This window comes from Bradyrhizobium acaciae (assembly GCF_020889785.1).
Lineage (GTDB): Bacteria > Pseudomonadota > Alphaproteobacteria > Rhizobiales > Xanthobacteraceae > Bradyrhizobium > Bradyrhizobium acaciae.
In genome coordinates this window covers 22,430-39,378 of the sequence record NZ_JACMYK010000046.1, presented here as the reverse complement: position 1 = coordinate 39,378, position 16,949 = coordinate 22,430, and the positions used below count along the sequence as shown (strand labels likewise).

Annotated in this window: 22 protein-coding genes and 1 pseudogene; 6 read left to right on the top strand and 17 right to left on the bottom strand. The window is 64.3% G+C overall.

Features of this window, described 5'->3' with window-relative positions:
• Positions 1 to 190: 190 nt before the first annotated feature.
• The gene (locus H8A92_RS19270) at positions 191 to 358 is read right to left on the bottom strand and encodes a hypothetical protein (RefSeq protein ID WP_229197220.1); all 168 of its coding nucleotides are present in this window, start codon (positions 356 to 358) and stop codon (positions 191 to 193) included.
• Positions 359 to 543: 185 nt separating this feature from the next.
• Here H8A92_RS19270 and H8A92_RS19265 point away from each other — a divergent pair, with 185 nt between their 5' ends.
• Positions 544 to 1,656 (top strand): helix-turn-helix transcriptional regulator, encoded by a 1,113-nt coding sequence (locus H8A92_RS19265; RefSeq protein ID WP_229197219.1) that lies wholly within the window; start codon positions 544 to 546, stop codon positions 1,654 to 1,656.
• A 3-nt stretch (positions 1,657 to 1,659) separates the two neighbouring features.
• Here H8A92_RS19265 and H8A92_RS19260 read toward each other — a convergent pair whose 3' ends face one another.
• Positions 1,660 to 1,938, bottom strand: a complete 279-nt coding sequence (locus tag H8A92_RS19260) for a hypothetical protein (RefSeq protein WP_229197218.1) — start codon at positions 1,936 to 1,938, stop codon at positions 1,660 to 1,662.
• A gap of 24 nt (positions 1,939 to 1,962) precedes the next feature.
• Here H8A92_RS19260 and H8A92_RS19255 point away from each other — a divergent pair, with 24 nt between their 5' ends.
• The 3 genes from H8A92_RS19255 to H8A92_RS19245 are packed head-to-tail and all read left to right on the top strand — an operon-like array spanning position 1,963 to position 3,494.
• Positions 1,963 to 2,316, top strand: a complete 354-nt coding sequence (locus H8A92_RS19255; protein WP_229197217.1) for a hypothetical protein — start codon at positions 1,963 to 1,965, stop codon at positions 2,314 to 2,316.
• 13 nt (positions 2,317 to 2,329) lie between these two features.
• A complete protein-coding gene (locus H8A92_RS19250) occupies positions 2,330 to 2,971 on the top strand; it encodes a glutathione S-transferase family protein (protein WP_229197216.1) in 642 nt (213 codons plus the stop codon).
• 4 nt (positions 2,972 to 2,975) lie between these two features.
• On the top strand, positions 2,976 to 3,494 hold the full coding sequence (locus tag H8A92_RS19245) for a DUF1697 domain-containing protein (protein ID WP_229197215.1): 519 nt from the start codon (positions 2,976 to 2,978) through the stop codon (positions 3,492 to 3,494).
• Between the two features lie 164 nt (positions 3,495 to 3,658).
• On the opposite strand, the gene H8A92_RS19240 is transcribed toward H8A92_RS19245, so the two are convergent.
• The 14 genes and pseudogenes from H8A92_RS19240 to H8A92_RS19175 all read right to left on the bottom strand — a co-directional run bounded on the left by H8A92_RS19240 (position 3,659) and on the right by H8A92_RS19175 (position 13,061).
• Positions 3,659 to 4,882, bottom strand: a complete 1,224-nt coding sequence (locus tag H8A92_RS19240; RefSeq protein ID WP_229197214.1) for a threonine ammonia-lyase — start codon at positions 4,880 to 4,882, stop codon at positions 3,659 to 3,661.
• A gap of 65 nt (positions 4,883 to 4,947) precedes the next feature.
• Positions 4,948 to 5,097 carry a hypothetical protein gene (locus tag H8A92_RS19235; RefSeq protein WP_229197213.1) on the bottom strand — a complete coding sequence of 50 codons (150 nt, stop codon included), beginning with the start codon at positions 5,095 to 5,097 and terminating at the stop codon, positions 4,948 to 4,950.
• Positions 5,098 to 5,185: 88 nt separating this feature from the next.
• A complete protein-coding gene (locus tag H8A92_RS19230; protein ID WP_229197212.1) occupies positions 5,186 to 5,341 on the bottom strand; it encodes a response regulator in 156 nt (51 codons plus the stop codon).
• A 54-nt stretch (positions 5,342 to 5,395) separates the two neighbouring features.
• The gene (locus H8A92_RS19225; RefSeq protein WP_229197211.1) at positions 5,396 to 5,806 is read right to left on the bottom strand and encodes an aminoacyl-tRNA deacylase; all 411 of its coding nucleotides are present in this window, start codon (positions 5,804 to 5,806) and stop codon (positions 5,396 to 5,398) included.
• Between the two features lie 124 nt (positions 5,807 to 5,930).
• On the bottom strand, positions 5,931 to 7,457 hold the full coding sequence (gene bchE / locus H8A92_RS19220) for a magnesium-protoporphyrin IX monomethyl ester anaerobic oxidative cyclase (RefSeq protein ID WP_229197210.1): 1,527 nt from the start codon (positions 7,455 to 7,457) through the stop codon (positions 5,931 to 5,933).
• A 158-nt stretch (positions 7,458 to 7,615) separates the two neighbouring features.
• On the bottom strand, positions 7,616 to 8,356 hold the full coding sequence (locus tag H8A92_RS19215) for a di-trans,poly-cis-decaprenylcistransferase (protein WP_229197209.1): 741 nt from the start codon (positions 8,354 to 8,356) through the stop codon (positions 7,616 to 7,618).
• 30 nt (positions 8,357 to 8,386) lie between these two features.
• Positions 8,387 to 8,767, bottom strand: coding sequence for a transcriptional regulator (locus tag H8A92_RS19210; protein ID WP_229183190.1), 381 nt, complete (start codon positions 8,765 to 8,767; stop codon positions 8,387 to 8,389).
• Positions 8,754 to 9,371: a hypothetical protein gene (locus H8A92_RS19205; RefSeq protein WP_229197208.1), complete on the bottom strand. Its 618-nt coding sequence runs from the start codon at positions 9,369 to 9,371 to the stop codon at positions 8,754 to 8,756. Before H8A92_RS19205 ends, H8A92_RS19210 begins: the two co-directional genes overlap by 14 nt.
• Before the next feature lie 128 nt (positions 9,372 to 9,499).
• Positions 9,500 to 9,856 carry a DUF1428 domain-containing protein gene (locus tag H8A92_RS19200; RefSeq protein WP_229197207.1) on the bottom strand — a complete coding sequence of 119 codons (357 nt, stop codon included), beginning with the start codon at positions 9,854 to 9,856 and terminating at the stop codon, positions 9,500 to 9,502.
• A gap of 106 nt (positions 9,857 to 9,962) precedes the next feature.
• Entirely contained in the window at positions 9,963 to 10,700 is a 738-nt protein-coding gene (locus H8A92_RS19195; protein ID WP_229197206.1) for a DUF899 domain-containing protein, read from the bottom strand.
• 18 nt (positions 10,701 to 10,718) lie between these two features.
• Positions 10,719 to 11,081, bottom strand: a pseudogene (locus tag H8A92_RS19190) (SRPBCC family protein); the annotation flags it as partial.
• Positions 11,066 to 11,533, bottom strand: a complete 468-nt coding sequence (locus H8A92_RS19185; protein WP_229197205.1) for an ArsR/SmtB family transcription factor — start codon at positions 11,531 to 11,533, stop codon at positions 11,066 to 11,068. The gene H8A92_RS19185 and the pseudogene H8A92_RS19190, both read right to left, overlap by 16 nt.
• A gap of 142 nt (positions 11,534 to 11,675) precedes the next feature.
• Positions 11,676 to 11,969 carry a DUF3551 domain-containing protein gene (locus H8A92_RS19180; RefSeq protein WP_338026564.1) on the bottom strand — a complete coding sequence of 98 codons (294 nt, stop codon included), beginning with the start codon at positions 11,967 to 11,969 and terminating at the stop codon, positions 11,676 to 11,678.
• A gap of 120 nt (positions 11,970 to 12,089) precedes the next feature.
• Entirely contained in the window at positions 12,090 to 13,061 is a 972-nt protein-coding gene (locus tag H8A92_RS19175; RefSeq protein ID WP_229197204.1) for a Bug family tripartite tricarboxylate transporter substrate binding protein, read from the bottom strand.
• Between the two features lie 187 nt (positions 13,062 to 13,248).
• Here H8A92_RS19175 and H8A92_RS19170 point away from each other — a divergent pair, with 187 nt between their 5' ends.
• Both H8A92_RS19170 and H8A92_RS19165 read left to right on the top strand, forming a co-directional pair.
• Positions 13,249 to 13,668, top strand: coding sequence for a VOC family protein (locus H8A92_RS19170; RefSeq protein WP_163156721.1), 420 nt, complete (start codon positions 13,249 to 13,251; stop codon positions 13,666 to 13,668).
• A gap of 206 nt (positions 13,669 to 13,874) precedes the next feature.
• Positions 13,875 to 15,455: an AMP-binding protein gene (locus H8A92_RS19165; RefSeq protein WP_229197203.1), complete on the top strand. Its 1,581-nt coding sequence runs from the start codon at positions 13,875 to 13,877 to the stop codon at positions 15,453 to 15,455.
• 170 nt (positions 15,456 to 15,625) lie between these two features.
• Here H8A92_RS19165 and H8A92_RS19160 read toward each other — a convergent pair whose 3' ends face one another.
• Positions 15,626 to 16,915, bottom strand: a complete 1,290-nt coding sequence (locus H8A92_RS19160) for a cytochrome P450 (protein ID WP_229197202.1) — start codon at positions 16,913 to 16,915, stop codon at positions 15,626 to 15,628.
• Positions 16,916 to 16,949 lie beyond the last annotated feature (34 nt).

Here is a 16,949-nt window from a genome sequence, read left to right as displayed (position 1 = left end):
CCCTTCGGCTACCAACAAGCTCTACGAGACGGATATGACGTCGAGTTCCCTCAGATCGGGAACATCAGGATGGGCAAGGTGGTTGCAGGAGATCATAACGCGGCCGATACGACAATCCTTTAACCCGATCGCCCCGGCTTCAGCGATCCCGGCAATCGGCAGCTTCAGGAAGCATCGCAAGGCTGCAAGCTCACAACGCGATGGCGTTCTTCAAGCGGGACGTCTGCTGATAGACGGGCGACGCCAAATGATCACACAGCCATAGCCGCGCACGCTGGCCATTCACCTCGTGCACACCGTCGAAGACATCCATGTCGATCAAATGCGGGTGGCCCGACGACGCATAGACCGACTGCATTTCCGTGCGACTGACGCGCCCGCGCGAAAATCGCGAACAAGGCCGGCGAAACGCCGTAAATTCCCGTGATGCGCGTAACCGCGCACCGGAATAACCCGGACTCGTGGCTCGGACTGAATTGCACTACGCAATATTTTCGGGATCGATGGGTTTACTGTTGAACAACGACGTTCCTGGAATGGCCGATGGCAAACGACCTGCACGAGCATCTGATTGAGCTGGCCTATGAGGCCGCGGTCGTCCCCGAGCTTTGGCCGAATGTGCTGCATCAGGTCGGCGAGATCGCGAAAGCGCGCGGTATCGTGCTGCTGACGGCCGCCCCGCACGATGTCCGCTGGGTCGCATCCCCCGACATGCACGACGACACGGTGGCTTATGTCGAAGGCGGCTGGCACGAGCGCAACGGGCGGTTGCCGCGCCTGCTCGCGGCCAACCATGCCGGCTTCCTGCGCGACATCGACGTGTTCGCGACGCCCGAGGAGGTGCAGCAGGATTACCAGATCCGCGAGTTCTTCCGCCCGCGCGGGCTCGGATGGGGTGCCGGTACTGCGATCCCGGTGCCGAGCGGCGACGTGCTGATCTACAGCGTCGAGCGCGAATATCAGCATGGGCCGATCGAGCGGGAAGCCATCGAGCAACTCGATGCGCTGCGCCCGCATCTGGCGCGCGCGGCGCTGCTGTCCGCGCGGCTCGGGATGGAGCGCGCCAAAGCGGCAACCGAATCGCTGGCGATGCTCGGCCTGCCCGCAGCGGTGCTGCGGCGCGGCGGCCGTCTGATGGCGGCCAACACGCTGTTCGATCGCCTGGTGCCGGACGTGATGCAGGATCGCGCCGAGCGGCTGGCACTGACGACGCCCTCCGCCGACGCGCTGTTCGCGCAGGCGGTGGCGGCGCTCGAACAAGGCCTCATCAGCACGGAGGTCCGCTCGGTGCCGATCGCGGCACAGGACGATCGTCCGCCGCTGATCGTGCATCTGATCCCGATCCACGGTACCGCGCGCGATCTGTTCGACCGCGCGTCGGCGATCGTGATCGTGACGCCGGTGGTGCCGGCGGAGGTGCCGACCGCGGAAGTGCTGCAAGGCCTGTTCGACCTGACGCCGGCGGAAGCCCGCGTCGCGCGCGGTATTGGCGAAGGACGCACCGTCGAGGCAATCGCCGGTGCATTCGGCATCTCCCGCGAAACGGTACGCAACCAGCTCAAGGCCGTGCTGGCGAAGACCGGGCTCGGCCGACAGGTGGAGCTGGCCGGCCTGCTCGCCGGCGCCAAGGTGCCGCCGGGCTCGTCCGCGGACTGACACTCAAGCCATGTTCAGACGAGCCTGAAAGAAACCGGCAACACGGTTAACTGCGTCGGCCGTCATTGGATCATTGTCCGCAAAGTCGATGCCGCGCGCCTTGCCGGGATATCGGACGATCATGCCGAACTGCACGCCCGATAGGGCGCGTAAGCACCCGTCGGCCCCTCTGCCGGCCGGGTCGTCGATGCCGGCATCCTTGGACGCGTCGCCAAGGATCGCATGTTCAAACCGCGCCGGTTGCGCTAGTGATAGCTCCCCTTCCTGCGCCATCCGGCGCATGTCCAGTCCAATGAGTGCATCTGAATGGCCGAAGCCGACCTCGACGCCGTGATCCGGCAAACCGCAAGAGCGCAGACCAAAGCCGTGATGGCGGCTGCCAAGAAGCGCCAGGCCGTCTGGGTCGCGCGCTCGGCCAAAGCCAAGGACAAGGACACCAAGGCGCGCTTCCGCCACCTTGCCAAGAGCACGATCCTGAACGCGACCGCGACCGCCAAGCGGTTGCAGAATTCGGCAGAGAACGCCGCCGACGCCTATGCCCGCGCCATGAAGAAGGCAATGGAAGAGCCGCCGCCGGCCAAGGAATCTCAGAAAAAATCTGAGAAGAAACCCGACAGGCAATTCGAGACGAAGCCGGCGAAGAAGAAAAAGAACGCCTGAGGGGCAGCCCCGCATGCTCACCGTTCACCATCTCGGCAAGTCGCAATCGGAGCGGATCGTCTGGCTGTGCGAGGAGCTTGCGATCCCCTACGAGCTGAAGTGCACCGCGCGAGATCCCGTCACGATCCTGGCGCCGGCCGACTACAAGGCTCTGCACCCGATCGGCGCCGCGCCCGTCATCACCGACGGCGAGCTGGTGCTGGCCGAATCCGGCGCTGTCGTCGAATACATCGTAGCCAGATACGGCAACGGACGGCTGGCGCTGAAGCCCGACCATCCCGACTTCGCCCAGTTCCTGTACTGGTTTCACTTCGCCAACGGCACCCTGCAGGCGCAGATGGGCCGCAGCATGATCCTGCACCGGCTCAACCTCGCTCCCGACAATCCGATACTGGTCGCGACCAAGACGCGAGTCGATCGTTCGTTCGACCTGATCGACGCACGCGTGCGCGATGCCGAATATCTGGCGGGCGATGCATTCACGACGGCCGATATCATGATCGGCTTCTCGCTGACGACCATGCGCTATTTCCTGCCCTACGACCTCGGCCGCTGCCCCAATATCAGGAACTATCTCGGCCGCATCGCCGCGCGCTCGGCCTATCAGCGCGCGATGCAGAAGGGCGATCCCGGCATGGCGCTGCTGCTGACGTGAGATCGTGATGCGTTACGTCGCCCTGCTGCGCGCGGTCAATGTCGGCGGCACCGGCAAGCTGCCGATGACCGAACTGAAGGCGATGTGCGTCGACGAGGGATTTGCCGACGTGCAGACCTATATCGCGAGCGGCAATGTCGTGTTCTCCTCGAAGCTCGGCGCGGCCAAGGTCAAGGCCGTGCTGGAGAAGCGGCTGCAGGCCTATGCCGGCAAGCCGGTCGGCGTTGCGATCAGGAGCGCGGACGAGATCGCCGCGGTGCTGAAGGCAAATCCGTTTCCGAAAGCGCCGCCGAATTTCACCGTCGCGATCTTCCTCGACGAGCCGCCACCCAAGGACGCCCTGAAGGACGTCAAGGGCCAGCAGGACGAGCAAATCCGGCTCGGCAGGCGCGAAATCTATGTCGCCTACGGCAGCGGCATGGGCCGCTCCAAGCTGAAGATTCCCGCCGCCGCCAACGGCACCGCGCGCAACATCAACACGATCGCGAAGCTGGCGAAGCTTGCCGCGGGCGACGACGAGTGAGCCGAGCTCGCAGCCCGACCATCCGTCATCCTGAGGTGCGAGCGCTTGCGAGCCTCGAAGGATGCACGGCCCGGCTGGTGGCCGATTCATCCTTCGAGGCTCGCTCCGCTCGCACCTCAGGATGACGGGTCAAATGGTTCGACTCGCGGATGGGTACTGCGTTGCTAGCTCTCCCGCACAACAAATCCTTCTGCACCGAGCCTGGACAGCACGTCCTCCAGATGCGCGCGGTCGCGGGTTTCGATCACGAGCTCCAGCAGCGTCGCCTTCGCCGGCAGATCGGAGAAGGTGCGCTGATGCGAGACCTCGATGATGTTGGCGCCGGCATCGGCGAGCAGGATCGACACCGCCGCGAGCTGGCCGGGCCGGTCGACGATGTCGAGCGCCAGCTGCGTCAGCCGTCCCTCGCGCGCGAGTTCGCGGGTCAGCACCGAGGCGATCAGCCTGGTGTCGATGTTGCCGCCGGTCAGCACGAGCCCGACATTGCGGCCGGCGAAGCGCTCCGGCGCCGCAAGCACCGCCGCAAGGCCGGCGGCGCCGGCACCCTCGACCACCGTCTTCTCGATCGAGATCAGGGTCGCGACCGCGCGCTCGATCTGGTCCTCGCTGACCAGCAGGATATCGTCGACGAGGTCGCGAACGATCCTTGTGGTGATCTCCCCGGGCGCCTTGACCGCAATGCCCTCGGCGAGCGTATCGCCGCGCATCGGCAGCTGCTGGCCTTTGACGGCATTGTACATCGACGGATAGAGCTGCGCCTGCACGCCGATGATCTGCACCGACGGCTTCAGCGCCTTTGCGGCCGTGGCGATGCCCGAGATCAGCCCGCCGCCGCCGATCGGCACCACCAGGATATCGAGCTCGGGCACCGCCTCGAGCATTTCGATCCCGATCGTGCCCTGGCCGGCGATGATCAGCGGATCGTCATAGGGATGGACCAGGATCAGGCCCTTCTGCGCCGCATGTGAGCCGACGAACGCGAAGCATTCCTCCAGTGTCTGCCCGGTGATGATGACCTCGGCGCCGTGTCGCCTGGTATTCTCGATCTTCACCATCGGGGTGCCGATCGGCATCACGATGGTGGCGGGAATGCCGAGCCGCTTGGCATGATAGGCCACGCCCTGGGCGTGGTTGCCAGCCGACATCGCGATCACCCCGCGCTTGCGCTCGTCGGGGGACAGGGCTTGCAGCCTGTTCAGTGCGCCGCGTTCCTTGAAGGTCGAGGTGAACTGCAGGTTCTCGAATTTGAGGAACAGGCGGCAGCCGCAGATCTCGCCCAGCGTGCGGCTCTCGTTGCACGCCGTGACCATGACCGCGTCCCTGATGACATCGGCGGCACGGCGCACGTCGGCAAGGGTCACGGCGGGTATATTGGAAGGCTGCGGCATCGGTATCGCTCAGGTCCGTTTCGTCAGACGGACCCTAGCGGGTTTCGGCGCCGAAAACGACCGTGCTATCGCGCGGACGTCACCACTTGCGCCGGCTTGGCGGGCACCGCCGGCTGGATCTCATCGCATTTGAGGCATACCAGCGCGGTGCGGAAATGCTTGTCTAGCACGATGGTTCGCGTCCTGCCGCACTGGCAGCGCATCGGCTTGTCCATGGAAGATTGGCCCCGGTTCGAGATGCAAGGAAAGCGTGCGCTTAGCTAGCCCGGTCCGGTTAACCCAGTATGACTTGAAGCCGGAAATTTAGAAGAACCCCGCGCTGAGATCGAGGCCGTAGCTTGCCCTGAGCGCCGCGACGAACAATGCCGCGGACGCGAACAGCAGAACATGCCGGGCGATGCTGCTCCGAAGCGAATTGGCCGGAAACACACGTGCAATCGATTGAGCCAAAGCAGTCATTTGCGACCTCCAGAGCGACGTCCCGAAGGTAGGTCGCGCGCAACGCCACGAGGTTCAACGCGGCTCGCCGAACGGCCGGCGGCGCACTGATGCGCTCAGCTCGGGGTCACGTTGCGCCCGCGCCCGATTCCTGAAGCGATGACCGATCACGATCAGCGTTCCCTCTGTGCGAAGCACAGTCTCGACCGACGGCACGGGCGGCAGATTGTCTTGCGTGATGGCCTCCAGTGCGCGCAGGAACTCGCGGCCGGCCGATGTGATCTCCCAGCCGTCGACGTCACGCAGCACATAGCCATTGCTAAAGATGTCGAGTTCGGGAACCCGCGACGCCAGGCGCTTGACCCGCGCATGCCAATCGTCGCCGCTCGACGAGAGGATAGCGAGGTCGTGCTTGAGGGAATCGAGTGTGGCTCTGCCGCTGACGTGACTGGCCAATATTTTTAGAATCGCAACCTGTATGCTCAACTCGACGCCTCGACCGCCACGGTTCTTTTTATTCTGCGCAGCCGATCCGGAAATTATCGCGCTGATGACTCCAACGTCCAGTCATCAGCGCCAGTTATCCAGAACCCGGCGTGACGGTATGAACTTACGCCGCGCGCGACGGACCGACGCGGCGCTCTGGCCTTGACGACGACATCGATTCCTCCTCCATATCCTGCGGGGCACCCCAAAATTCCTGCACCGTCGGCCCATGCTTCAGCCGCTTGTCGCGCAGGAAGCCGAGAATCTCGTGCGGCCAGACCCGGCGTCCCATCTGCGTGTACCAGCGCATCGCATGACGAAGCCCGGCGTCACGATGAAACAGCACGCGCAATATCGCCTTCGGGCGGCATTGCAGCACCATCTCGGTGAACTTGAACCAGAGCAGCACCCGCCACGGCGCCATGTGCCGTGTCGCGAGCACCTGATGCTTGTAGTCCCAACGGCGGCGATCGGTCTGAATCACGCGCCGTCCTGCGGCGAGGCGGAAATACGGCGTCCAGCGATGTGGCGTGACGTAGAGCATCTGGATCTGGTCGGGATCGTAGGACAGCAGCTGCCGCAAACCGCGCCAATGATCGCGGTCGGTCTCCTCCTCGAAGCCGACCACCCAGGTCGCCATCGACAGGATGCCGTGCCGGCGCATCAAGCGGATGGCCTCGCGGTCGGTCGTGGTGGTCGCACCCTTGCGGATCAGCTCCAGCGTCTTCTCGTCGGTGTTCTCCATGCCGAGCAGGAAGCGCTGCCAGCCCGCCTTCTTGTAGAGATGCAGGATGTCGGCATCGCGCACGATGTCGTCGGCCCGGGTCGAGCCGACCAGGATCAGGTCGACATTCTCGGCGATCAGGGCCTCAAGGAAGGTCCGCCAGGCTTTCTTCGAGACGGTCGGATTCTCGTCGGCGAAATTGATCACCTTGACGCCGTGCTCGCGATGGAGCCGCGCCAGCTCCTTGGCGAAGCGCACGGGGTCGCGGTGCCGCCATCGCGTCCAGAAGCCGCGCTGGCCGCAATAGTTGCAGAGATGCGGACAGCCGCGCGAGAACTGCACCACGACGGCGCGCAGGCCTCCCCAATAGCTGTAGCGCGCGTGATCGATCAACTCCCAGCCGACGCGATAGGCATCGAGATCGCGGATCACCGGCGCAGGCCGGGTGACGCGCGGCCCGTTCTGGTCGCGAAACGCGATACCGTCGATGCCGGCGAGATCGCCGCCATATTCCAGCGCCCGCATCAGGCGGCGCGCAGTCTCCTCGCCCTCGCCGCGCACGATCGCGGTGACGTAGGCCTCCTCGCGCAACACTTCACGCCAGTGATAGGTCGGGAAGACGCCGCCATAGACGATCAATGCCCGGGGCAAGGCCTTCACGATCGCCTGTGCCACTTCAGCAATGACAGGGTGGCCCGAGGTCGAACCGGAATGGCCGAACAACACCGCGTCCGGCGAAAATCGCGACGCCTCCGCCAGGATGGCGGCGAGCGGCATCGGCCCGAACTCGGCATCGAGGAGACGAACCTGGTGGCCGTCGTCGATCAGGGGACCGCCGATCGACAGCAGCCCGAGCGGCGGCAAATGGTCGTCGGGAATCCGGCTGCCGATCGCTGGATGCGGCACGTTGATGAGAAGTATGCGCATGGATGATCGCTCCCGCTTTCATGGGCGTGATCGTTCGTCCCCGCATCTTGTGAGAGAGAGCCCAACCCCCCGGCCGGGCTTTTCGAGCAACTAGCGCAAGCTCTCTATTTGAGCATGATCGTTTCGGAAAACCGCTTCACACTTTTCCGGACTACACTCTAGAGGTTCGGCACCTCAGCCGGCGCGATCGCGGTCAGCCCGCCGAAGCGGCGCTCGCGGCGATGGAAGGAGGTAAGCGCGTCAGCAAGATCGTCGGCATCGAATTCAGGCCACATCCGCTCGGTGAAATGCAGTTCGGCATAGGCGCCCTCCCAGAGCAGGAAGTCAGACAGCCGCTTCTCGCCCGAGGTGCGGATGATCAAATCGACGTCGCGCAGGCCGGCCTCGCCGGTGACGAGATCGGCGAAGGACTCGCGGCTCAGTTCCCCGATGCCGGCAACGCGCGCCGCAGCGTTCAGGATCGCGTCGCGCGCCGAATAGTCGATCGCGATGCGCAGATGCAGCGTGGTGCCGTCGGCGGTCGCAGCCTCGGCGCGCGTGATCGCCGTGGCGATGCCGTCGGGCAGCCTATCGCGGCGCCCGATCACGCTGAGGCGAACGCCGTTGCGCACGAGGGCTGCGATCTCGTTGGCCAGATAGAATCGCAGCAGTCCCATCAGCGCGGCGACTTCGGCTTTCGGGCGACGCCAGTTGTCGCTGGAGAACGCATAAAGCGTCAGTGTGCCGACGCCCTGGTCCGGCGCGGCCTCGACGATACGGCGGATCGCCTCGACGCCTGCCTCATGTCCGCGCAGCCGCGACAGGCCTCGCCGCGTCGCCCAGCGGCCGTTGCCGTCCATGATGATGCCGACATGCAGCCGCATGGCGGCTTCCGGCTTGAGCGCGACGTTGCTTTGCATCACAAAGTCTCCGGGCAAAAAATGGGAAGATCAAACCGGCTGGATACCAAGGCGGCCGGACGCGCCTTCGTCCTTGCCGGCAGCCTTGGCCGCGTCGCGCACCAGCTGCTCGAGCACGGCGAGATAATCGAGGAAACGGCGGCGGCCGCTCTTGGTCAGACGGCAGGTGGTGTGCGGGCGATTGCCTTCATAGCCCTTGATGACGTCGACGAGGCCGGCCTCCTGCAGTACCTGCAGATGCCGGCTGAGATTGCCGTCGGTCAGGCCGCACAGCTGCTTGAGATCGGCAAAGGCGAGCCCCTTCGGATGCGCCATCAGCGAGGTCAGCAGGCCGAGCCGCGCCTTCTCGTGGATGACGCGGTCGAGGCCGTCATAGGCGAACGGCGCGGTGGTCACGTCAGTCTTCGGCATCATGGCCTCCGGAAGCGAAATACAACAGTGCTGCGAGCAGCAACTGGCCGATCGCGAATGGCAGTCCCATGGTCCAGGGCGACAGCGCGTGATTCTGGCTTGCGACCAGGAGCACCGTGAAGCCCGACAGGAAGTACCAGGCGCCGCCGAGCGCGATCGTGCGCGGCAGCAGGCGGACCGAGGCGAACACACCGAGGCTGACCAGCACCTGCCACAGGCCGGGCAGCATCCACAGCGTCTCGGGCGCGAATTTCCATTGCAGGATCGCGAGCAGCACGCCGGCGATGACGGCGGGAACGAACTGCCCGATCGCCTGCTGGACCATCGCGTCCGCAAGGCCTGAATGATGCCGCCGCGAGCGCGCCTGCATCTCGATCCAGATCAGCACGGCTGACAGCAGCGCAGCCGTCGCCCAGCCGGCAAGAAACGCGATCGGATGGCCGGTGGGATCGTCAAGCCAGAGATATTGGGCGAACGCGGTGACCAGCGCGATGCCGCTGGTGGCGGCAACGGTTGCCGGACCGTAGCCGCGGAACGCGGTTCCCGCCGCGATCTGGCTGCGGATCGCGAGAATATCGGCCAACGCCTTGTCGAGGTCGCGCATGATTCGTCCGAACTTTGTATTGCAAAGTATACGGGATCGCCAAGTAAACGCAAGCGGCACCGCGCCGCCTGCCGCGCGTGATGTTTAACGGCCGGTTACTGCAAGGATTGCGGCAAAAGCGCGCCGCCTCAGACCTTCACCAGGCTGGTAAAGCCGCCATAGATCATCCGCTTGACGTCGAACGGCATGTCGCCTTTGCCTATCGAGTCAGAGCGGGGATCCGCCATCACCTTGGCGTTGATCTTGTCGCGCTGGGCGCGCGACTTGTAGGTGATCCAGGCGAACACGACGGTTTCGCCGGCCTTCAGCTTCACGCTTTGCGGAAACGAGGTCAGCTTGCCCGGCTTGACGTCGTCGGCGACCCATTCGCGATAATCCAGCGCGCCGTGCTCGCGCCAGACCTTGCCGGCCTTCTTCGAGAGCTGGGCGTAGGCCTTGAGTTTTTTCTTCGGCACGGCGACGACGAAACCATCGACGTAAGGCATGGGCATTTCCTTCTGTACTGGACCGTCGTTGCAGGCAGCAGCGCATACGAGCGCGCAGCCCATCACAGGCTTCGCGAAACAATGACGGCGTGTGACGCGCCAAGCGTCAGGAGTGACAGCAGGATGCCTGAGCCGGCGCCGGTTGGTACTGGTCACGTAGCCGCACCCAATCCATCGGATAGGGCAAGCCTTCCTCGTGGCGGCCGAGCGGCGTCAGATCGAGATAGTGATAGGCGGCATTCATCATGTCGAGGCCGCGCGCGAAGGTCGAGTAGGTGTGGAACACGCTCCCTTCCTCGTCGCGAAAGAACACGCTGATGCCGGGCAACTCGGGACCATAGAGCGGTGTCGTTCCATAATTGTATTTCGCGTCCCCCGCATCGATCTGACCTTGCGTGAACGACACACCGTAATCGTAGTTGAAATCGCTGGTTCCCGACGACACCCAGTCGAAGGTCCAGCCCATCCGCTTCTTGAACGCCTCGAGCTTGGCCAGCGGCGCCCGCGAGATCGCGATCATCGTCGTGTCGCGCGCGGCGAGATGCGGAACCATGCGCTCGAAGCCGTCGACCCAGAACGAGCAGCTCTTGCAGGCGGCATCCCATTCCGGCGCGAACATCACGTGCTGCACGACGAGCTGCGGCCGGCCCTTGAAGAGCTCGCCGAGCGTCACCTTGCCATCGGGCCCGTCGAACACATAGTCCTGGTCGACCTTGACCCAGGGCAGCTCGCGGCGCTGCCGGCTCACCGCTTCGCGGGCCTGGGTGAGCTCCTTCTCGCTGATCATCAGCGCCTTGCGGGCGGCGATCCATTGTTCGCGCGAGACGATCGTGTGCTGAGACATGGCATGCTCCTTTGCGGGTCAGGCGTCGACATACTGTTCCAGATTGCCGAGGAATTCGGTCCAGCCGCGCTGATGGTTGTCGCGAGCGGTCTCATCGACGAACTGCGCGTGATGGAAGGTGAGCAAGGTGCCGCCGGCGTCGGGCTTGATCGACACCGTCACTTCGGACTCGCGTTCCGGCGTCGAATGCCAGGCCCAGCTGAACACCAGCTTCTCGTTCGGCACCACCTCACGATAGGTGCCGCCGACCTCGTGATATTCGCCGTTCTTGCCGGTGAACTTGATCCGGTAGCGTCCGCCGACACGAACATCGAGCTCGGCCTGGGTCGTGCCGGGCTTGATCTGCCCCGGCCCGAACCATTGCACTAGGTTTTCCGGCTCGGTCCACGCGGCGTAGACTTTTTCCGGCCGGGCGCGGAGGCGCCGCGTGAGGGTAAGGCTTGGACGCGCGGCAAGGCCGGCGTCGGCGGCAACTGCGGATTGGTTTGCCGATTGGATTGCCATGGATCTTCCTCCACAAAGGCTGCAAGGCGGTCGAGATTGTCGGACCAGAATTGCGCGTAGCGATTGAGCCAGTTCATCGCCTGCTCCATCGGCCTCGCGGTGAGCCGGCACGCCACGGTGCGGCCGGTCTTTTCGCGCGCGACCAGCCCCGCATCGGTGAGCACGTCGAGATGCTTCATGATCGCCGGCAACGACATCGCGAATGGCTGCGCCAGCTCGCTCACCGACAGGCTTTCCTGCTCACCGAGCCGCGCCACAAGCGCGCGGCGGGTGGGATCGGAAAGCGCCGCGAAGGTGCGGTCCAGTGCTTCGTCTTTATACTTAACCATACGGTTTAGTATAGAGGCAAACGGTGCGGCGTCAAGTGCGGTCCTTCACGATCGCGTCAAGGCCGATGCTCGGTCACGAAAAATGGCCGGGACGACCTGGCGTCGCGAACGCCCTGCGGCCGAACGCGTTCGCAGCGGGCGGCTATTGCGGGTGTGTTTTGTGATGCCGGTGCTTATGACGATAGCGTCGCGGCTCCGGCTGCAGCTGTGCGCGAAACAGGAAGCGCGGGTTCTCCCCGCAGGCGAGATAACGCCCCGACACGCTCGCAAGGCACTGATCGTAGGTTTGGTAGGCGCATTCGCCGGGATAGCCAAGACTCGGTCCCTGCGCACACCAGGGATAGTCATAGGGGTCGGCGGAAGCAGGCTCGATGCTCGCGGCACCGGCAAGCGCCATCGTTCCCAAAGCAAGCAGTGCCAATCGCGATGTGCGCATGATCCTATTCCTCCGATGCCGCAGTGAGCAAAGCGCGGCATCTCGGGTAAGGTTCCTGAAGGTCATTTTATTCCGCGTCAAGACCCGGCAGAAGGCCAGGCATCTCCTGACGCTTGAGGCCTACTCGACCTTGAGGCCGGCGAACTCGACCACCTTCTTCCACTTGTCGGTCTCGGCCTTGATGTCGTTGCCGAAGGCGTCCGGCGTCTGGATCAGCGAATCGCCGCCGAGCTCGACCAGACGCTTCCGCATGTCGGGCTCGGCGAGAACGGCATTGATCTCGGTGTTGAGCTTGGTGATCAATTCCTTCGGCGTGTTCTTCGGCGCGCCCATACCGAACAGCGCGCTCGCTTCATAGCCCTTCACGGTCTCGGCGATCGCCGGCACGTCGGACAATTGCGAGGAGCGCTCGGCCGTCGTCACGCCGAGCGCGCGCAGCGAGCCGGAACGGATGTGCTGGATGATCGAGGGCATGTTGTCGAAGATCACCTGCACCTGACCGCCGAGCATGTCGGTGATCGCAGGCGCGGCGCCGCGATACGGCACGTGCTGCATCTTGCAGCCGGTCATCGACATGAACATCTCGCCGGAGAGATGCACCGAGGTGCCGTTGCCGGACGAGGCCATGTTCACCTTGCCGGGATTGGCCTTCACATATTCGATGAACTCGGCGACGTTCTTCGCCGGCACGTCCTTATTGACGGTCATCACGTTCGGCACGCGGTTGAACGATGCAACCGGCGCGACGTCGCGCACGAAGTTGAACTTCAGATTGGCGTAGAGCGAGGCGTTGATATAGTTCGCCGGATTGACCAGCAGCACGGTGTAGCCGTCCGGCTCGGCGTTGATCGCAGCCTCGGTGCCGATATTGTTGCCGGCGCCCGGCTTGTTCTCGATCACGAATTGCTGCCCGAGCTTCTCCGACAGCCGCTGCCCGATCAGGCGCGCGATGATGTCGGTGGCGCCGCCCGGCGGATAGCCCACGATCCAGCGCACCGGCCGCGCCGGATAGTCGGCTGCGGAAGCACGGCCGATCGCGAAGGTCGAAATTCCCGACCCGATCAGGCCCAGCGCGGTGCGGCGTGAAATCATGAAGTCTCTCCCAATCCAGCAGGGTTCGGCCCCCTGCCCGTTTCTGTTGCGTTGCGCGCGGCGCGGTTCTAACAAACAATATGTGATGCGGCCAGTGCAACACGTGCGCACCGACCGCGACGAAAGACTAAGCCGCGGCTCTGATTGCATCAGAACCGAACGCGTTCTGGACCGAAAAGGATCGATCATGTCCGTCAAGGTGAATGGGCTCGACCATCTCGTGATCAACGTCACCGATGTCGTGCGCTCGGTTGCCTGGTACAGCAGGATCCTCGGCATGGAGGTGAAGGTGTTCGACCCCGGCAAGGGCAAGACGCCGCGCACCTCGCTGGTGTTCGGCAACCAGAAGATCAACGTGCGGCCGCGCGATGCCGACAAGGTGGAATGGTTCACCGCAGATCACGAAGCGGCCGGCAGCGACGATCTCTGCTTCCTCACCGCGAGCACGCCGGACGAAGTGGTCGCGCATCTGAAGGCCAATGGCGTCAAGATCGAGGAGGGTCCGGTCGCCAAGCAGGGCGCGCGCGGCACGCTGCGCTCGGTATATTGCCGCGACCCCGACGGCAGCCTGATCGAGATCTCGTCGTATGAACGAGACCCGACCTAGCGATCGTTCGTCATTGCGCGCGAGCGCGTGCGTGGATGCGCGCCGGATCACAAGCACTGCCGACGGATCCACCTCTTCCGCGCGGCGGAACCGATAGCTTCAGCGCAACATTGTCCTGCAAATCCCGATTTGCGCTCGGCGCACGCCGATGGCAGAACTGCTCCCAACCAAGATCAAGGGCGGCCACCAAGGCTGCGGGAGGACATATGACCAATTCGAGAGCAGTGCCGGGAATCGTCGGACCGTTTGCCGGGCTCGACGTGCCATGGCTGCTGAAAATGCGCGCCGAGGTGCGCCGCGATCATCCATTCCTGATCTGGGCGCCGTTCGACGCGCCGGCGCGGCACTGGAGCTACGGCGAATTCCATGAGCGGGTCGGCGCGCTCGCCGCGGGCCTCGCCAAACGCGGCATCCGGCAAGGCGACTATGTCCTGATCCATCTCGATAATTGCATCGAGGCGATCATGTCATGGTTCGCCTGTGTCGAGCTCGGCGCCATCGCCGTCACCACCAACACCCGCTCGGCGGCAGCCGAGATCGAATATTTTGCCGGCCATTGCGGCGCGGTCGCCGCGATTACCCAGCCGGCCTATGCCGAATTGATATCAGCCAACTGCAAGGGGCTGCGCTGGATCGCGGTGACCTCGCACGATGCGGGCCAGGCATCGGCGCAGGCGCCCGCGCGCGGCGACAGCTTTGAAGCGCTGTTTGCCGACAGCGCCGATCGGCCGCAGCGCCCGACCGATCCGCTCGCACCCTGCAGCGTGCAATACACCTCCGGCACCACGTCGCGGCCGAAGGCGGTGCTGTGGACGCATGCCAATGCGCTGTGGGGCGCCAAGATCAACGCCGCGCATCAGGACCTGCACGCCTTTGATGTGCACCAGACCTATCTGCCGCTGTTTCACACCAACGCGCTGGCCTATTCGATGCTGGCGATCCTGTGGGTCGGCGGCACCTGCGTGATCCAGCCGCGCTTCTCGGCCAGTCGCTTCTGGCCGGTGGCGCTCGAGCACGGCTCGACCTGGACCTCGACGATCCCGTTCTGCATGAAGGCGCTGCTGGAGCACGAGGTGCCGAAGCATCACAAGTTCCGGCTCTGGGGCACCGCCGTGAACGCGCCGCCGGCATTCGGCGTGTTCGGCATCAAGATCATCGGCTGGTGGGGCATGACCGAGACCATCACCCACGGCATCATCGGCGAGGTCGATCAACCGAACCCGCCGATGTCGATCGGCCGCGCCGCGCCGGAATACCAAATCCGCCTTACCAACGATGACGGCACGCCGACCGGCGTCGGCGAGACCGGCAATCTCCTGATCAAGGGTATTCCCGGCCTGTCGCTGTTCGCGGAATATCTGCACAACGAGAAGGCCACGCGCGAGAGCTTCGACGAGCACGGTTACTTCATCACCGGCGACCGTGTCACGATGCTGGAGCGCGGCTATCTCAAGTTCGGCGACCGCTCCAAGGACATGCTGAAGGTCGGCGGCGAGAATGTCGCAGCCTCCGAAATCGAGCAGGTGATCGCGGTGGTGCCGGGCGTCCGAGAGGCCGCGGTGGTGGCGAAGAAGCATCCGATGCTGGACGAGGTGCCGGTCGTCTTCATCATCCCGCAAACCGGCGTCGCGGCTTTGCCGGCCGACCTGCACGACAAGGTCATGACCGCGTGCCGCGCCGCGCTCGCCGACTTCAAGGTGCCGCGGGAAATCCGCTTCGTCGACGAGATGCCGCGCTCGACACTGGAGAAGGTCGCGAAGGCGGAATTGCGGAAGATGCTGGAGTAAGGTCTCGCCTCGTCATTGCGAGGAGCTCGCGACAAAATTGCTAAGCAATTTTGCGCTGGAGCGACGAAGCAATCCATCGTTCCGCATGTGCGGGGCTATGGATTGCTTCGCGGAGCCTGTCATCGGGCGCGCATTCGCGCGACCCGTTGGCTCACAATGACGGATAGACCTCAATTCACCTCGAACCGGATCGGCAGCTTCTTCGGGCCGCTGACGAAATAGGCCTGCGTCATCTTCACCTCGCCGTCGAGCGACAGCGATTTCAGGTGCGGCAGCAGCTCCTCGAACAGGATGCGCATTTCGAGCTTGGCGAGATACTGGCCGAGGCAGAGATGCGCGCCGTAGCCGAATGCGACATGGCGGTTGGGCTTGCGGTCGCTGCGGAAGCGGTCGGGCTCCTCGAACACCTCCTCGTCGCGATTGCCCGAGGCGTAGCACAGCATCAGCCAGTCGCCCTTGGCGATCTTGCGGCCGCCGAGCTCGGTATCGGCGGTGGCCGAGCGCATGAAATGCTTGACCGGCGTCATCCAGCGGATCGACTCGTCGACCAGGCCCGGGATCAATTCCGGATTGGCCTTCACCTTGGCGAATTCCGCGGGATCCCTGGCCAGCGCCCAGATCGCGCCCGCGGTCGAGGATGAGGTGGTGTCGTGGCCCGCGGTCGCGACGATCATGTAGTAGCTGGTCTGATCGTGCTCGGGCATGTAGTCGCCGCCGATCTTCGCGTTGGCGATGACGGTTGCGAGATCGTCGCGTGGATTTTGGCGGCGCTCCTCGGTGATCTTGCGGAAGTAAGCGGAGAAATCGGCGATGATCGCCTGCAACATCGCCGAGACCTGTTCCGCGCTCAGCGCCTCGCGGACGCGCGCCGTATCCGGATCCTGCGGACCGAACAGCTCCTGCGTCAGCTTGAGCATGCGCGGCTCGTCCGCCTCGGGCACGCCGAGAATCTCCATGATGACGTGCAGGGGATAGCCGAGCGCAACGTCCTCGACGAAATCGCAGGCGCCGCCACGGTCGAGCATGCGCTGCACCGTGGCCCGCGCGATCTCGCGAACGCGGCCCTCGAACTTGCCGAGATTGGCCGGCATGAACCAGCCCTGCGTCAACGCGCGATATTTCGGATGGTCGGGTGCATCCATCTGCACCAGCGAGCGCACCAGATTGGGCCCACCGGTGATCTTGCGCACGCGCTCCTCGAGCGCCTGGTTGGTCAGCGTGGTCGGCCGATCGGCGTTGTGGAACAGGTCGTTCTGGCGACTGATCGCCTGGATATGGGCGTGCTTGGTCACCACCCAGAACGGATCGAACTTATCCGGCCGCGCAATCCCGAGCGGATTGTTGGCGCGCAGCCAGCGGTAGCTGTCGTGGATGCGGTCGTCGGCATAGGCGACCGGATCGACGAGGGTTGCCGCGATGTTGGCGGGGATGTCGAGTTCCCCGGTCGTTGCCGTGTCCATGATCGTCCTCACCCAAGCATCGGTCATGCCGATG